14 protein-coding genes are annotated in these 15,220 nt (G+C 70.6%); 4 read left to right on the top strand and 10 right to left on the bottom strand.

The genetic code is table 11. The features are described from left to right. Positions 1-148: 148 nt before the first annotated feature. The 6 genes from trxA to murJ form a co-directional block, all read right to left on the bottom strand. Positions 149-472, bottom strand: coding sequence for a thioredoxin (gene trxA / locus M8C17_RS14325; RefSeq protein WP_007453873.1), 324 nt, complete (start codon positions 470-472; stop codon positions 149-151). Between the two features lie 29 nt (positions 473-501). Further along, entirely contained in the window at positions 502-1,452 is a 951-nt protein-coding gene (gene trxB / locus M8C17_RS14320; protein WP_252416940.1) for a thioredoxin-disulfide reductase, read from the bottom strand. A 178-nt stretch (positions 1,453-1,630) separates the two neighbouring features. After that, positions 1,631-2,629 carry a hypothetical protein gene (locus tag M8C17_RS14315; protein WP_252416939.1) on the bottom strand — a complete coding sequence of 333 codons (999 nt, stop codon included), beginning with the start codon at positions 2,627-2,629 and terminating at the stop codon, positions 1,631-1,633. Then, positions 2,626-3,339, bottom strand: a complete 714-nt coding sequence (gene sigM / locus M8C17_RS14310; protein WP_252416938.1) for an RNA polymerase sigma factor SigM — start codon at positions 3,337-3,339, stop codon at positions 2,626-2,628. Before sigM ends, M8C17_RS14315 begins: the two co-directional genes overlap by 4 nt. A gap of 43 nt (positions 3,340-3,382) precedes the next feature. Beyond that, positions 3,383-4,990 (bottom strand): protein kinase family protein, encoded by a 1,608-nt coding sequence (locus M8C17_RS14305; RefSeq protein ID WP_252416937.1) that lies wholly within the window; start codon positions 4,988-4,990, stop codon positions 3,383-3,385. 446 nt (positions 4,991-5,436) lie between these two features. Next, complete coding sequence (gene murJ / locus M8C17_RS14300) at positions 5,437-7,194, bottom strand: murein biosynthesis integral membrane protein MurJ (protein ID WP_252416936.1); 1,758 nt, start codon at positions 7,192-7,194, stop codon at positions 5,437-5,439. A gap of 126 nt (positions 7,195-7,320) precedes the next feature. On the opposite strand from murJ, the gene M8C17_RS14295 reads away from it, so the two are divergent. After that, positions 7,321-8,781: a CCA tRNA nucleotidyltransferase gene (locus M8C17_RS14295; protein ID WP_252416935.1), complete on the top strand. Its 1,461-nt coding sequence runs from the start codon at positions 7,321-7,323 to the stop codon at positions 8,779-8,781. Positions 8,782-8,850: 69 nt separating this feature from the next. On the opposite strand, the gene M8C17_RS14290 is transcribed toward M8C17_RS14295, so the two are convergent. Together M8C17_RS14290 and M8C17_RS14285 are read right to left on the bottom strand one after the other, a co-directional pair. Then, a complete protein-coding gene (locus M8C17_RS14290; RefSeq protein WP_252416934.1) occupies positions 8,851-10,368 on the bottom strand; it encodes a flotillin family protein in 1,518 nt (505 codons plus the stop codon). A gap of 27 nt (positions 10,369-10,395) precedes the next feature. Beyond that, entirely contained in the window at positions 10,396-10,917 is a 522-nt protein-coding gene (locus M8C17_RS14285) for an NfeD family protein (protein WP_252416933.1), read from the bottom strand. Between the two features lie 148 nt (positions 10,918-11,065). Here M8C17_RS14285 and M8C17_RS14280 point away from each other — a divergent pair, with 148 nt between their 5' ends. Together M8C17_RS14280 and M8C17_RS14275 are read left to right on the top strand one after the other, a co-directional pair. Next, complete coding sequence (locus tag M8C17_RS14280; protein ID WP_252416932.1) at positions 11,066-11,545, top strand: methylated-DNA--[protein]-cysteine S-methyltransferase; 480 nt, start codon at positions 11,066-11,068, stop codon at positions 11,543-11,545. 112 nt (positions 11,546-11,657) lie between these two features. Continuing rightward, the gene (locus M8C17_RS14275) at positions 11,658-12,611 is read left to right on the top strand and encodes a hypothetical protein (protein WP_252416931.1); all 954 of its coding nucleotides are present in this window, start codon (positions 11,658-11,660) and stop codon (positions 12,609-12,611) included. 92 nt (positions 12,612-12,703) lie between these two features. On the opposite strand, the gene M8C17_RS14270 is transcribed toward M8C17_RS14275, so the two are convergent. After that, positions 12,704-13,783, bottom strand: a complete 1,080-nt coding sequence (locus tag M8C17_RS14270; protein WP_252416930.1) for an inositol-3-phosphate synthase — start codon at positions 13,781-13,783, stop codon at positions 12,704-12,706. Positions 13,784-13,806: 23 nt separating this feature from the next. Beyond that, positions 13,807-14,445, bottom strand: a complete 639-nt coding sequence (locus M8C17_RS14265) for a PadR family transcriptional regulator (protein ID WP_252416929.1) — start codon at positions 14,443-14,445, stop codon at positions 13,807-13,809. Positions 14,446-14,618: 173 nt separating this feature from the next. On the opposite strand from M8C17_RS14265, the gene M8C17_RS14260 reads away from it, so the two are divergent. Beyond that, entirely contained in the window at positions 14,619-15,062 is a 444-nt protein-coding gene (locus M8C17_RS14260) for a DUF5318 domain-containing protein (RefSeq protein ID WP_252416928.1), read from the top strand. Positions 15,063-15,220 lie beyond the last annotated feature (158 nt).

Here is a 15,220-nt window from a genome sequence, read left to right as displayed (position 1 = left end):
CTGGCTGGCCGGGCGGCCCAGGCTTGAGGCTATGCGTTCCGGGGCGGCGAGGTGGCTCGGGCCGGAAAAACGCCGATGGTGTGGGCCCGGAACACAGCGAACCCCGCACCCGGAGACCGGGTACGGGGTTCGGTGACGTTTCTGCTGGTCAGAGGGCCGATTCAATAAGCCGGACCAGCTCACCCTTCGGCTTGGCGCCAGCAATCGACTGCACCGGCTGGCCGTTCTTGAACACGGTGAGCGTCGGCACCGACATCACCCGGTAGGCCCGCGCGGTCTCCGGGTTCTCGTCGATGTTGAGCTTGACGATGGTGACCTGGTCACCCATCTCGCCCGCGATCTCCTCGAGCAGCGGCGACACCTTGCGGCACGGCCCGCACCACTCGGCCCAGAAGTCCACCAGAACCGGCTTGTCGGCCTGCAGCACGTCGGCGACGAAACTCGCGTCCGTGACCGCCTTGGTATTTCCCACTATGCCCCTCCTCCGGGATGTTTCCGTTGTCAGCTGATCGTCGCGATGAACCGCTCGGCGTCGAGCGCGGCGGCACAGCCGGTGCCGGCCGCGGTGATCGCCTGACGGTAGGTGTGGTCGACCAGGTCGCCAGCGGCGAAGACGCCGGGCACGCTCGTCCGGGTGCTGGGAGCCTGGACCTTCACGTACCCCTCGTCGTCCATCTCGACCTGGTCGCGGAAGAGCTCACTGCGGGGGTCGTGGCCGATGGCCACGAAGACGCCGGTCACGTCCATCACCTTGGTCTCGCCGGTGTGCACGTTGCGGACCCGCACGCCGGTGACCTTGCCGTCCTCGCCCAGGATCTCCTCGACGGCGCTGTTCCACTCGACCTTGATCTTCTCGTTGCTCAGCGCCCGGTCAGCCATGATCTTGCTGGCCCGGAACGAGTCGCGCCGGTGGATGATGGTGACCGACTCGGCGAAGCGGGTGAGGAAGCTGGCCTCCTCCATCGCCGAGTCGCCGCCGCCGACGACGACGATGTGCTGGTTACGGAAGAAGAAACCGTCACAGGTGGCGCACGAGGAGACGCCGTGGCCGAGGTACTCCTGCTCGCCCGGCACGCCGAGCGGACGCCAGGCCGAACCGGTGGAGAGGATGACGGCGCGGGCGCGGTAGGCGGTCTCGCCGACCCACACGGTGCTCACCGCGCCGGAGCCGATGTCGCCGGTGTCCACCAACTCCACCCGGGTGACGTCGTCGGTCAGGAACTCCGCCCCGAACCGCTCGGCCTGCTTACGCATGTTGTCCATCAGCTCGGGGCCGAGGATGCCGTCGGCGAAACCGGGGAAGTTCTCCACCTCGGTCGTGGTCATCAGCGCGCCACCCGACTGCACGCCCTCGATGATCAGCGGCTTCAGGTTGGCGCGCGCGGCGTAGACGGCCGCCGTGTAACCGGCCGGCCCGGAGCCGATGATGATCAGGTTGCGGACCTCGTCCACTGCCGTCTCCCGAGTTGTGTGTGTTCGGCGTCGGCGCGCACCGATGCCGATCCAAGTCCGGCGACCCAGGGGTGCCGGAACTGACTTCCAGAACGCCATCGTACGAACCGGGGATTCCCGAGACGGGCATCCGGTGGGTCAGGTCACGTAGAAGGTCATCGCGCAGGTGACCGTGGATTCACCCTACCCGCGCCGAATACCGGCTGTCCGAGCCGGACCCGGGGACCCCGCACTCCGGACCGGTCACCCAGGCCCAGCGGAGCCCGGCCGCGTCGGTGAACCGGATGACCAGCGCCGGTTCGCCCCGGAACTGCGCGTAGTCGATCACTTCGACCACCAGCGGGGCAGCGCCGTGCTCGGCCGCCACGTCCGCCAGGCAGGTGGTCAGCGCGGCCTCGTCGGTCAACCGCGCCAGCGGGTCCAGCCCGTTCGGCGAGGGCCGACGGCCCTCCTCGGCGTCCACCCGGGGCTGCTCGTCCGGGAAACCGCTCGCCTGTTGCCGGGCGGACGGCTCGACGGTGGCGTCGCCGAGCATCTGCGGCGTGTAGTCCGTGCCGCTGTGCAGTGCGGGCCCCGTGGTGCGTACGGCACCGGCCGCCGCCGCGCCCTCGGGCGCGCTGGCCGGCTGGTTCAGGGCGGTGGTGTCGGCCGTGTCCGAGGCGTTCCTGGACAGCTGGTTGAGGCCGAGCCCGACCCCGATGACGGCGACCGCGGCGACCGCCACCGCCGGTGCCCCGCGCCGAACCCAACGTCGCCGGCGGCGACCCGGACCGGTGGGTGTGCCGCGCTCCGATTCGACCGGGAATGGGCCGGCGGGCGGGCGACCGGGACCGCTGCCACCCTGCACCGGAAGGACCACACGAGTGGGCGCGCCGGGAGCCGGCTCGGTGTCCTCGCCGGTCTCGGTGTCGTCGGGCACCGGATCCGCCGCGGCCAGCGCTGCGGCGATGCGTTCGGCGACCGCCGACGGCAGCTCCAGGGAGGGCTCGGCCCATCGGGCCAGATCGGCGCGGACCTCCGTCACCGCGGGGGCCAGCAACGCGTACGCCTGCGCCCAGCCCGGGTCGGTGTCCACCAGCCGGGCGACCTCCGCCTGCTGCGGCGTGCCGTCCAGCGCCCCGCCGAGGTAGTCAGCGAGCAGGTCGTCGTCGACCTCCCTGAATCCCTCGGTCGTCACGTGTCCTCCTGATTGGCGTCCCGCCGGTACCGGCCCGACCCCGATCCGACGCCGTCGGCCAGGCGGGGGTTCCCCGGGGTGACGACGGGCACGTCCGAGACCGGCTTGGCACCCGGGTGGGCCGACGGCGTCGCGCCGGCGGCGGGGCGGAGATGCCCGAGGAGCACGGCCAGCCGGGCCCGTCCCCGGGCGCACCGGCTCTTCACCGTCCCCTCGGCGACACCGAGGATCCGGGCCACCTCTGCCACCGGGTAGCCCTGCACGTCCACCAGCACCAGCGCGGCCCGCTGCTCGAAGGGCAGTGCGGCGAGGGCCTCGCGGACGACCAGTGCGGTGTCGTGGTCCTGCGCCGGTGCGGCCGGCTCCACACCGCCGGTACGCGACCCGTCGTCGCTCCGGGTGCCGTCGGGCAGCGGCACGGTGGGGTGCGCCTGCCGGCGTCGGATCCGGTCAAGGCAGGCGTTCACCACGATGCGGTGCAGCCAGGTGGTGACGGCCGAGTCGCCCCGGAAGCGGCCGGCCGCACGGTGCGCCGACAGCAGTGCGTCCTGGAGGGCGTCAGCGGCCTCCTCGCGGTCCCCGAGGGTACGCAGGGCCACCGCCCAGAGCCGGTCGCGGTGCCGGTGGAACAGCACCGCGAAGGCGTCCCTGTCCCCGTCGACGTGGGCGCGCAGCAGCTCCAGGTCGGTTGCGGCGTCGCGCCCGTCCATCACCGCGTCCAGCGGAGGCGGTGCCCTGGTGGAGGTGCCAAGCTCACGACCCCTGGACCGTGATCTCCTGCACCCCCAGCTTGAAGCCACCTTCGGCCGGAGGCAGTTCGGTGATCCAGAACAGCAGGTACTGGTACTTCGTGTCCGCGTCGAATCCGTTGAACGTCATCGTGGTGCCGTCGTGCTCCTCGAACGGCTGCCCGATGGCGGTCTTGTAGTTCGCGACCAACTGTTTGTCGCCGTTCGAACTCGACGGCGGGTTGACCGTGCCGGCGAGGAGTTGGGCGGACGCGTTGGTGGCCGAGAGCACCGCCTGCACCGACTTGACGTTGTGCGGTTCGCCGAGGTCGAGCCAGACCCCCATGCCCTTCTTCAGGTTGCCGAAGTTGGGCCGGTCCCGGTAGGTCTCGGTCTCCCAGCCCTTGTCCTCGTCACCGTCGATGACCTTGTCGGCGCCGTCGAGCTCGCTGCGGTTCTTGCTGTCCGGGTCGATGATCCGGACGTCCTTCACGGTCAACTTGCGTGCCGTGCCGGCGGCCGGGGTGGCCTCGGTGGCCGGGGCGGTGGCGGTGGGCGCGGCCGCCGCGTTGTTCTGCGGCTTCTTGTCGTCGCCGTTCAGCGCGCTGATGCCGATGAGCAGACCGACCAGGGCGACCGCCAGCAGGCCGGCGATGCCCACGGCGACTTTGCGACCGCCAGCCGCGGCCAGCGGAGACGGCTCTTCCTCGGTGTCGGCGGCGAACCGCAGCGGCCCGCTGTTGTCCAGGTAGTGCTCGTCCTCGGCCGGCACGTCCAGCCGGGCCAGCTCGGCGGCGAGCACGTCGGACGAGGGTGGCGCGATCTCGGCGTCGAGAAGGTCCATGGTCAGGTCGTCCAGGTACGCGGGCACCCCGGCCCGAACCTGGCGGGGTGCCGCGATCGCGCCGGCGGCGTCCCGGACCGCGTCCGGGATGGCGGCCCGGCCGTGGCCGGCGGTGGCGCCGCGCAGCGGTGCCTCGGCGTGCGGCCAGTGGCCGGTGAGGGCGAAGTAGAGGATGCCGCCGACCGCCCGGATGTCGTTCTCCTGGCTGTCGTCACCGTCGGTGCGGGCGTCGGCCAGGACCACGCGGCCCTCGTCACTGATCATGACGGTGCCGGGGTGGACGTTGCCGTGCACCATTCCGGTGGCGTGCACCGCGGCGAGTGCGCTGGCGACGGAGTTGCCGATCGCCGTTGCCCGGGCCGGGTCCAGTGGACCCTCGGTCGCCAGGTCGCGCAGGGACTGCCCGTCGACCCACTCGCGCACCACGTAGGCCCGCTCGGCCTCGTCGATCGCGTCGTAGACGCCGACCAGGTTGGGGTGGATCACCCGGCTGGCCGCGACGGCGGCCTGGAGCATCTCCGTGGCGGAGTCGCCACCCGGGTATCGCAGCACCACCGCGACGGGACGGCGCAGGATGACGTCGACCCCGCGCCAGACCAGCCGACCCGCGCTGTCGTTGTTGATGTGCTCAACCAGCTCGTACCGCTCGGCGAGAATTTCACCGGCCGTGGGAGCACCGAAGGTCATGACCGGCGGAGCGCTCTCGTCCGCCTCCTGACCCTCGCCGACCTGGGTCACCCGTCCTCCCTCGGTGATCGTGTCGATCGATGGACCCGAACTGCTGGGCATGTGGCTTCCCGCTCTGCCGTCGAAGGAACCGGCCGACCGGTGTCGACGCGCAGCGTCGGCGCCCTGCCGTACCCGTCGAGAGCGACCTTACCCGGGTTGCCCGTCTCCCCGACATGTCATCTTCCCGCCGTACCCGGCGGGGTGCCGGGAGTCGGGGAAGTCGTCCGGTTACGACCGTTGTCAGCCACGTTGCTGGCACATGTACTAGCCAATCTACGGCTTCACCGCAAGTGACCGACGCCGGGGCCGGCCCCGATTGGCGCTCCCGCCAACCGGCATGTTCCCACCGATCGGGTCGGCACGCTCAGCCGTACGGTTGGTTATCCACAGGCCGATCCGGCGGGTGACCGGCGAATCGCGGAGTTATCCACAGGAGCGTCCCCAGCCTGGTGATCCGCAGTCACGGACCGTGTGAACACTGACTGCTGGTGTGTGGATGGTCGCGGTCAGCGACCGAGTCGACGGCGGACCATACCCACCACCTCGGTGATCTCCCCGATCCGCAGCACCATGGCCAGCCCCAGGTACGTTCCGCCGATCACCGCGCCGCCGACGACCAGCTGCACCACGGCCTGCACCCAACTCGGCGTGTCGCCGCCGGGGAGGAGGCTCACCACCAGCAGCCCGACCAGTGCGGCGCCGAGCGCGGCGACCGCCACCCGGCCGAGAGTCCGCAGGATGGTGCCCATCCCGATCCGGCCGATCCGGGGTCGCAGCAGCCAGGCGGAGGCGAACGCCGCCGCCAGATAGGAGACGGCGTTGCCGATCATCATGCCGGCTGCCGCGAAGTGGGCGGCGAACGCCACGTAGAGCACCACCTGAACGCCGATCCGCAGCGCCACCACCGGAATGTTGATCAGCGCCGGGGTGCGGGTGTCCGGCAGCGCGTAGAAGGCGAACGTGAAGAGCTGGCTGATCGCGAACGGCACCAGGGCCAGCGCGGCCAGCAGCAGCACCAGCGAGGTGTCCGCGGCGTTCTCGTCGCTGAACGCGCCGTAACGGAACAGCGCCACGGCCAGCGGGGTGGCCAGCACCGCGTAGCAGACCGCGATCGGGGCCAGCACCGCCGAGACGGTGCGGGTGCCCCGGGACAGGTCGGCGGCGACGTCGGCGTACCGGCCGTCGGCGGCGGCCGCGCTCATCCGGGGCATGAGTGCCGTGATGATCGAGACGGCGATGATGCCGTGCGCCATCATCAGCAGCAGGAAGACGTTGTTGTAGATCAGCGGGCCGGCGGCGTTCTCCTTGCCGGCCCGGTTCAGCAGGTTGAACAGCACGATCAGGCCGATCTGGCTGACCGCGACGTAGCAGAACATCCAGCCGCCGAGGCGGCCCAGCTCGCGCAGCCCGAGGGTGCGGAAGTCGAACCGGAACCGCCAGCGGAAACCGACCTTCCGCAGCGCCGGCAGCAGCCCGGCCGCCTGGATCGCGACGCCGAGCAGGGTGCCGCCACCGATCAGCAGGATCCGGCCGGTGGTCATCTGCTCGGGTCGGATGATCTCCGCACCGAAGATCGCGATGTACAGCCCCGCGGTGGCGATCACCACGATGTTGTTCAGGATCGGCGCCCACATCGGGGCCGCGAAGTGCCCCCGGGTGTTGAGCACCGCGCTGATCAGCGCGCTGAGGCCGGTGAAGAAGATCATCGGCAGCATCAGGTACGACAGCGCCTTGACCAGGTCCCGGAAGTCATCGCCGGTGTTGTCGCCGGCGTAGAGCTTGGTCAGCAGGCCCGCCGAGAGCACCGCCAGCAGCGCCGCCCCGGCGAGCGTCAGCACCGCGAGGGTCAACAGCCGCTGGGCGTACGCCTGGCCGCCGTCGGCGTCGATCCTGCGCCGGCGGACCAGCACCGGGATCAGGACGCTGGTGAGGATGCCGCCGAGCAGGAACTCGTAGACCATCCCGGGGAGGATCTGCGCGGTCGTGTACGCGTCACCGACCAGTGCCCCACCGAGCGCGGCGGTCAGCACCAGTGTGCGCAGGAAACCCGTACCCCGGCTGACCAGGCTGCCGACGGCCATCACCGCGCTGTTGGCGGCGGCGCTGGCCTCGCCCACCTGCTCCTGCGGCGGCGCGGTCGACTCCATGGCCGGCTGGTTCAGCGGCTCGGCGGAGATGAACGTGGCGCCGTCCCCCGGGCGCACGCCGGCTCCCGCACCGCCGTCCTGCGCGGCGTTCGCGCTGCGGTAGAGCCCGCCGCTCATCTCCAGCCTCCAAGGGGTACGTCGAGCCGGGCACCGACCCGCACGTCACAGACCATAGTCAACCGGTACCCGTTACCCGCGCCCGGCGGATGGGATGCGGACCACGCCCGATAGGCTGGCGATCCCATGTCCGAAGCCTCCGCTCCCCACGCCGCCGACCGCCGCGAACTCACCGCCGCGCAGCGCAACGCCGTCGCCGAACTGCTCCGGGTCTCCCCGGTCGCCGACGAGTTGGGCCGCCGGTTCGTCCGCGCCGGGTACGAGTTGCACCTCGTGGGCGGTTCGGTGCGGGACGCCCTGCTCGGTCGCCTCGGTGACGACCTTGATTTCTGCACCGACGCGCACCCCGACGAGACCCTGCGGATCATCAAGGGTTGGGCCGAGTCGATCTGGGAGACGGGCCGGGAGTTCGGCACCATCGGCGCTCAACGCGACGGCCTCCGGCTGGAGATCACCACGTTCCGCGCCGAGTCGTACGACCAGGTCACCCGCAACCCCGTGGTCGTGTACGGCACCAACCTCACCGAGGACCTGAAGCGGCGTGACTTCACCATCAACGCGATGGCGGTCAGCCTGCCGGAGCACCGTTTCACCGACCCGCACGGCGGGCTGGAGGATCTCTCCGCCAAGGTGATCCGCACCCCCAGCGCGCCCAGTGAGTCGTTCGGCGACGACCCGCTGCGGATGCTGCGGGCCGCCCGGTTCGCCGCGCAGCTGCGCTTCGCCGTGCACCCGGACGTGCACGCGGCGATGAGCCGGATGGCCGCCGACCTGGACCGGATCACCGCCGAGCGGATCCGCGACGAGTTCACCAAGCTGCTCTGCGGCGCCGACCCGATCACCGGGCTGCGGCTGCTGGTCGACACCGGGCTGGCCGAGCGGTTCCTGCCCGAGCTGACCGGGCTGAAGCTGGAGATCGACGAGCACGCCCAGCACAAGGACGTCTACGAGCACACGCTGACGGTCGTCGAGAACGCGGTCTCCTACGAGGAGGACGGCTGTGACTTCATCCTGCGGATGGCCGCCCTCATGCACGACGCGGGTAAGCCGGCGACCAAATCGGTCGGCTCCGACGGCCGGGTGAGCTTCCACCACCACGAGGTGGTCGGTGCCCGGCTGACCAAGGCCCGGATGAAGGCGCTGCGGTACCCCAAGGAGATCACGGCGAAGGTGACCGCGCTGGTCGCGCTGCACCTGCGCTTCTACGGGTACGGGCGGGGCGAGTGGACCGACTCGGCGGTGCGCCGCTACGTCGCCGACGCCGGTGACCTGCTGCCCCGGCTGCACAAGCTCACCCGCTCGGACTGCACCACCCGCAACCGGCGCAAGGCCGCCCAGCTCGCCGCCGACTACGACGCGCTGGAGGATCGGATCGCCCGGATCGCGGCCGAGGAGGACCTGGCGCGCGTCCGTCCCGACCTCGACGGCAACGCGATCATGGAACTGCTCGGCGTACCGCCGGGGCCGGTGGTGGGGCGTGCCTGGAAGCACCTCAAGGAACAGCGCCTGGAACACGGCCCGCTGGACCGCGACGCCGCCGAGGCCGAACTGCTGCGCTGGGCCCGCGCCGAGGGCATCGTCGACTGACCGGCACTGACCCGGAAACGACGGGCGCCGCCCCCGATCTTTGGGAGCGGCGCCCGTCGGCGTACGGCGTCAGCGGGCCTCGACGGCCGTCCCGTCCACCGAGGCGGTGCCCTTGCCGGCCGGGGTGGACGCGGAGCTGAGCCGGGCCAGCAGGCCGGCCAGGTCGACCCCCGTGAGGTCGCTGCCGAGCTGGAGCCCCTGGGCCACGTTGCCGGCCACCGACCTGGTCAGCGACGAGGCGCCGTCGGTGGAGATGACGGTCATCTTGTCGATCGCCCCGATGGGGGCGCTGGCCGCCTCCACCACCTGCGGCAGAACCTTGACCAGCAGGTCCAGCACCGCCGCCTCCCCGTACGCGGCGAACGCCTCGGCCTTGCGGGCCATCGCGTCCGCCTCGGCCTGGCCCTTCGCCAGGATGGCCGCTGCCTCGGCCTGGCCCTCCCGCTCGACCGCCTCGGCGATCGCGGAGCGCCGGCGCTGCTCGGCCTCACCCTCCTTGGCACCCTCGATGGCGTTCGCCTCGGCGAGCGCGGCCCGCCGGGCACGCTCGCCCTCACCGGTGAGCCGTGCCTGCTCGGCCGAGGCCTGCGCGGCGGCGATGACCGACTGCCGTTGCGCGTCGGCGTGCAGCACCGCCGCGTTACGGGCCGCCTCGGCCTCCTGCTCCACCTTGTACCGGGCGGCGTCGGCGGGCTTGCGTACCTCGGTGTCCAGTTGGCGCTGCTTGAGCTCCGCGTTGCGCTCGGCCACCTTCTGCTGCTCGGAGAGGATCGCCTGGTCGCGTTCCGCCTGGGCCAGTGGCCCAGCCGCCGCGGACTTCGCCTTGGCCGCGTCGATCTCCGCCTGGATGCCGGCCTGCTTGAGGGACAGGTTCCGGTTCGCCTCGGCGATGGCCTCCTCGGCGAGCAGTCGCTCCTGCTCGGCCTGTTGCCGGGCGCGCGCCTCCGCGATCGCCGCGTCCTTGAGCACCCGGGCGGCCTCGGGCCGGCCCAGGTCCTGCAGGTAGGAGCCTTCGGCCAGGATGTCCTGGAGCTGGAAGGTGTCCAGCACCAGCCCCTGGTTGGTCATCGAGTGCTCGGCCTCCTCGGCGACCGCGCTGGCGAACGCCGCCCGGTCCCGGATCACCTCCTCGACGGTGAGCCGGCCGACGATCGAGCGCAGCGCCCCGGCCAGCACCTCGCGGGTGAAGTTGTCGATCTCGTCCTGTTGGTGCAGGAAGCGCTGTGCGGCGGCCCGGATCGCGTCCTCGGTCCCGCCGACCTTGACGATCGCCACGCCGTGCAGGTCGGTGCGGATGCCCTGCTTGCTCACCGCGCCCCGGATGCCGACGTCGATCCGTCGGCTGGACAGGTCGAGCGACTGGAGTTTCTGCACCACGGGCAGCACGAAGACCGAGGCGCCCAGCACGACCTTCTGCCCGGACATGTCGGTCGACCGGGCACCGTCGGCGGTCTGCGTGGTGCGGCCCTTGCGGCCGGTGACGATGAAGGCCTCGTTCGGCCCGGCCACCTTGATCCGGGAGAGCACGAAGAACACCAGGACGAGTACGAGCAGTACCGCGCCGCCGATGGCGATTAACAGGGGCATGGCGAAAGTCCTGTCTGCGAAGAGGAGTCAGTAGGTCTCGACGTGCACGCTGGTCTCGCTGAGCGCCTGCACGACGAAGACCTGGGCGCCGATCGGGATCGGCTGGTCGGCGCGGGCGTTGAGCTTGACCGGCTGGCCGGCGACGCGTACCCGGACCTCGCCGTAGCCGTCGACCGGCACCGGCGTGACGACCAGGCCGAGCGCACCGACCAGGTCGTCGCGGGTGGGGGTGGGATCGGTGTGCATGTTCCGCGCCGCCCGGCTCAGCCGGGACGCCAACCAGGCGATGGGCACGGCGGCGAGCAGGCCGCCGGCCACCGCGCTGGCGATCATGCCGGGGGTACGCGCACCGAGCAGTTCGTTGACGATGGCTCCACCGAACCCGAACGCCCCGGCGAAGCCGGCGACCGTCTCGGTGGAGATCGGCCCGTCCACGTCGGCGTGCCCGAAGTGGAACAGTTCGGTGCCGAGCAGGGCGAGCGCCAGCACACCGACGCCCGCACCGCCGATGATCAGAAAGATGAGCGTCCCCGTGGCCACGACCTGCACGGTATCGACGCCACGCAACGTCCCACGGCTCGGCGGGACGCGAGAATGATCTCCTGACGAGGGCTCCGGAGCAGACGTGGACAGGCCCGGCGGGCGACCATGGTGGCCGGGACCGACCACTGTCGGTGGGGTCGGGGACAATGGGCCGATGCGCTGGACCGTGCTCGACTCACCGATCGGCGAGTTCTCCGTGGCCAGCGACGGTGTGAGCGTCTGCGGCACGCTTTTCGGTCGGGTCGACGCGGCGGCGGACGAGCCCGACCACGCGTTGTCCCGGCAGGCCGTCGCCGAGCTGCGGGCGTACTTCGCCGGTGAGCTGACCGGGTTCACCGTTCCGGTGTCGATTCCGCGTGGGTCGGATTTCGAACGGGCGGTGTGGCGGGAGATGACCCTGATCCCGTACGGCGAGACGTTGACCTACGGCGAGGTGGCGCGCCGGGTCGGTGACCCCGGAGCGGCCCGGGCGGTGGGCGTGGCCTGCAACCGGAACCCGATCCCCGTCATCGTCCCGTGTCACCGCATCGTCGGCGCCGGTGGTCGGCTGGTCGGCTTCGGTGGTGGCCTGCCGCGCAAGGTGCACCTGCTGGAGCTGGAGGCCCGGGTGGCCCTGCAACAGGCGTGGTCCTGACCGGTCCGAACCCCTCGGGAAGATCTCTCGTTTATCGACCGATCGGTCGATGTGGACGCGTGGTTGTAACCGTCATGATCGGGCGTCATTTCACCGACTCTGCGGGGGACCGATGACCGAGCACGAGGACAAGACCGTTAACCGCCGCCGGCTGCTGCGCCGCGCGGGCACCGTCGCCGCCGGCGTCGCCGGCACCACCGTGGTGGGCGCCGCCGTCGCCGGCCCCGCCCAGGCCGACCCGGGCCAGGCGGTGCTCCAGGGCGCCGCGAACAACGCCGGTGCCACCACCACGGCGCTGACCAGCACCGGGGCCGGGGCCACCCTGCGTCTGGAGAACACGAGCACCACCACCGTCGACGGCACGGTGTTCGCCCGGCCGTCGCTGCAGCTGACGCCGCGCGGGAACGTCCTGAACCCCGCCTCCGAGGCCGGCTCGATCGGCATGGACACCGACGGCAACATCCAGGTGGTCGCCGAGTTCGGCGGCTACAAGTACCTCGAGTACGTGCACACCACGGGCAACTCGAACCAGATCGTCCCGATCACGCCGCAGCGGCTCGTCGACACCCGCTCGGCGGCGTCGCGCGCCCGGATCGTCAACGCCTCGTCGACCACCCTGGACAGCTCGGGTCGCCTGCGTGACGGCCAGACCATCCACATCGACCTGAGCGACTTCGTCAACTTCGGCGACGCCCTCTTCGGCAACCTCACCGTGACGACCGCGGTCGCCGGGGGCTTCGTGCAGATCTTCCCGTTCGGGGCGCCGCGTCCGGCGAACTTCTCGACGATCAACTACCTGACCAACCAGGTGCTCTCGAACTCGTTCATGTCGGGCATCGGCTACGAGGACGTGGAGAACGGTCTGACCGACGCCATCTCGGTCTACGCCGCCCGGACCACCCACATCATCATCGACGTGGTGGCGTTCGTGATCGGCGTCGGTTCGGTCAACCCGGGCATCATGCCGTTCTCGGCCAGCGCGACGGCGCGCAGCGCCGAGTCGGCCGAGCAGCGTAAGGCGCGCCGGGCGGCCGCTGCGATGAAGAGCACGCCGAGCTGGAAGTGAGCCGGTCGCCGTATCCGGCGACGAGGCACTGAACGCGGCGAGGGCCGGGTCCTTTCGGACCCGGCCCTCGGCCGTGTGTGGCGCTCAGCGGGTCAGCGCTCGACCTCACCGGCGATGAACTCCTCGACGGCCTGGTGGGCGTCGTGGTCGGCGTACTGCACCGGCGGGGACTTCATGAAGTACGACGAGGCCGACAGGATCGGGCCGCCGATCTTCCGGTCCAGCGCGATCTTCGCGGCCCGGACCGCGTCGATGATGACGCCGGCCGAGTTCGGCGAGTCCCACACCTCGAGCTTGAGCTCGGCGTTGAGCGGGGTGTCACCGAACGAGCGGCCCTCCAGGCGGATGTACGCCCACTTGCGGTCGTCCAGCCACGGCACGTGGTCCGACGGGCCGATGTGCACGTCGCTCTTGCTCATCTCGTGCGGGATCTGCGAGGTGACCGACTGGGTCTTCGAGATCTTCTTCGAGACCAGCCGCTTACGCTCCAGCATGTTCATGAAGTCCATGTTGCCGCCGAAGTTGAGCTGGTACGTGCGCAGCAGCTCGACGCCGCGGTCCTCGAAGAGCTTCGCCAGGGCGCGGTGCACGATGGTGGCGCCGACCTGGCTCTTGATGTCGTCACCGACGATCGGCAGGCCCGCGTCCTCGAACTTCTTCGCCCACTCGGGGTCGGAGGCGATGAAGACCGGCAGGGCGTTGACGAACGCGCAGCCGGCGTCGATCGCCGCCTGGGCGTAGAACTTGGCGGCCTGCTCGGAGCCGACCGGCAGGTAGCAGACGACGACGTCGACCTGCGCGTCGCGCAGCGCCTGCGCCACGTCGACGGGGGTCGCGTCGGACTCCTCGACGATCTCGCGGTAGTACTGGCCCAGACCGTCGAAGGTCGGACCGCGCTGCACGCTGACGCCGGTCGGCGGCACGTCGCAGAGCTTGATGGTGTTGTTCTCGCTGGCGACGATCGCCTCCGCGAGGTCCATGCCCACCTTCTTGGCGTCCACGTCGAATGCCGCGACGAACTCCACGGCGTTGACGTGGTAGTCGCCGAAGGCGACGTGCATGAGACCCGGGACGCGGTCGTTCGGGTCGGCATTCCGGTAGTACTCGACGCCCTGAACCAGGGACGAGGCGCAGTTACCCACACCGACGATGGCGACGCGGACGGAGCCCATAGCGTCTGCCTCCTTCTTTTCTGTCACGGCCGCTCTTTCCTGGTCTCTCCAGGCGGAGGCGGGCTGTTGTCTTCTCGTCGGCCGCCGGCCGTCCCGGTGTTCGGGACCGTCGGGGCTCGGCCGGAGCGCTCGTTGGCGATGAGCTCCTCCAGCCAGCGGACCTCGCGCTCACAGGCGTCAAGGCCGTGGCGCTGCAGTTCCAGGGTGTAAGCGTCGAGGCGCTCGGCCGCCCGGCCCAGCACGTCGCGAAGCCCTTCGCGACGCTCCTCGATCTTGCGGCGGCGACCCTCCAGAATGCGCAGGCGGGTCGCCTGGTCGGTCCGGGCGAAGAACGCGAAGTGCACCCCGAAGCCCGTGTCGTCGTACGTCTCGGGCCCGGCCTGTGCGATCAGCTGGGCGAAGCGTTCCTTGCCTTCCGCGGTGATTTTGTAGACCACCCGACCTCGTCGGCTGGTCAGCGCGGGAACCTCCTCGGCGGTGGCGGGCGTCTCGGCAGCTTCGGTGATCCATCCGGCTGCCTGCAACCTGCGCAGGGTCGGATAGAGCGAGCCGTAGCTGATCGCCGCCCGGATCGCGCCGAGTTTGGCGGTCAACTCCTTGCGCAGCTCGTAGCCGTGCATTGGAGACTCCTGCAGGAGGCCGAGGATGGCGAACTCGAGCACTGGCCACCCTCTCTTACCCCCGGCGCGGAGCCGTAACCGCCGCGATGTATCGGACCGATACATCGCACGTTAGCGGTTCGTGGGTGCCAGGGCAAACCCTCGTTCCGAGACCCTGTTGTCACGGATCGTGACCGTGGTCGCCTGGTCGAGCCGGACCGCGTACCCTTCTCCGCATGCGTACGCAGCGCCAGGTCGTCGACTACTCGCTACAGAAGCGAGCGGTGCTGCGTGAGCTCCTGGCCGGCCGGGTCGGCACGTACGACGTCTGCGACGCGTCGCCGTACCTGAAGAACGCCGCCCGGTTCCACGGCGAGCCGACCGACCGGCGCTGCCCCATCTGCCGCAGCGAGAACCTGACCAACGTCCACTACATTTACGGTGACGAACTCAAGCAGTCCGCCGGCCAGGCCCGGACGCTGGCCGAGTTGCCCGTGTTGGCAATGACGCTGCGTGAGTTCCAGGTCTTCGTGGTGGAGGTGTGCCTCGGCTGTGACTGGAACCATCTCGTCGAGCAGTACCTGCTCGGTCGGGACGGTCTCAGCGGCGACGGCGATGGTGAGCAGGACGCGGCGGGTGCCGGAGGCACCGCTCAGCGGAGGCGAGAGGCGCAACGGTGATCTCAGCTGGTTCGACTGGCCCCGGGGCCGTAGACATGACCCGGGACGGTCGACCGCTCGTTGGTCTGATTAGCCCGATTGATACTGCAATGACCTCGGTGAACCGGCACCCCCGTGCCGGTGTCCCGGGTGAAGCAACTCACGGCAACCCGGTGGCG

Origin of the sequence: Micromonospora sp. RHAY321 (assembly GCF_023896955.1) — a bacterium.
Classification (GTDB): Bacteria; Actinomycetota; Actinomycetes; order Mycobacteriales; family Micromonosporaceae; genus Micromonospora.
Note: the sequence above shows the minus strand (reverse complement) of the source record. Positions and strands in the feature narration are given on the sequence as shown.

Bases quoted from the DNA above. Each gene is read 5' to 3' on its own strand.
- sigM (WP_252416938.1), bottom strand. From the start codon at position 3,339: ATGGACGGGCGCGACGCCGCAACCGACCTGGAGCTGCTGCGCGCCCAC.
- M8C17_RS14305 (WP_252416937.1), bottom strand. From the start codon at position 4,990: ATGCCCAGCAGTTCGGGTCCATCGATCGACACGATCACCGAGGGAGGA.
- murJ (WP_252416936.1), bottom strand. From the start codon at position 7,194: ATGAGCGGCGGGCTCTACCGCAGCGCGAACGCCGCGCAGGACGGCGGT.
- M8C17_RS14295 (WP_252416935.1), top strand. From the start codon at position 7,321: ATGTCCGAAGCCTCCGCTCCCCACGCCGCCGACCGCCGCGAACTCACC.
- M8C17_RS14290 (WP_252416934.1), bottom strand. From the start codon at position 10,368: ATGCCCCTGTTAATCGCCATCGGCGGCGCGGTACTGCTCGTACTCGTC.
- M8C17_RS14280 (WP_252416932.1), top strand. From the start codon at position 11,066: ATGCGCTGGACCGTGCTCGACTCACCGATCGGCGAGTTCTCCGTGGCC.
- M8C17_RS14275 (WP_252416931.1), top strand. From the start codon at position 11,658: ATGACCGAGCACGAGGACAAGACCGTTAACCGCCGCCGGCTGCTGCGC.
- M8C17_RS14270 (WP_252416930.1), bottom strand. From the start codon at position 13,783: ATGGGCTCCGTCCGCGTCGCCATCGTCGGTGTGGGTAACTGCGCCTCG.
- M8C17_RS14260 (WP_252416928.1), top strand. From the start codon at position 14,619: ATGCGTACGCAGCGCCAGGTCGTCGACTACTCGCTACAGAAGCGAGCG.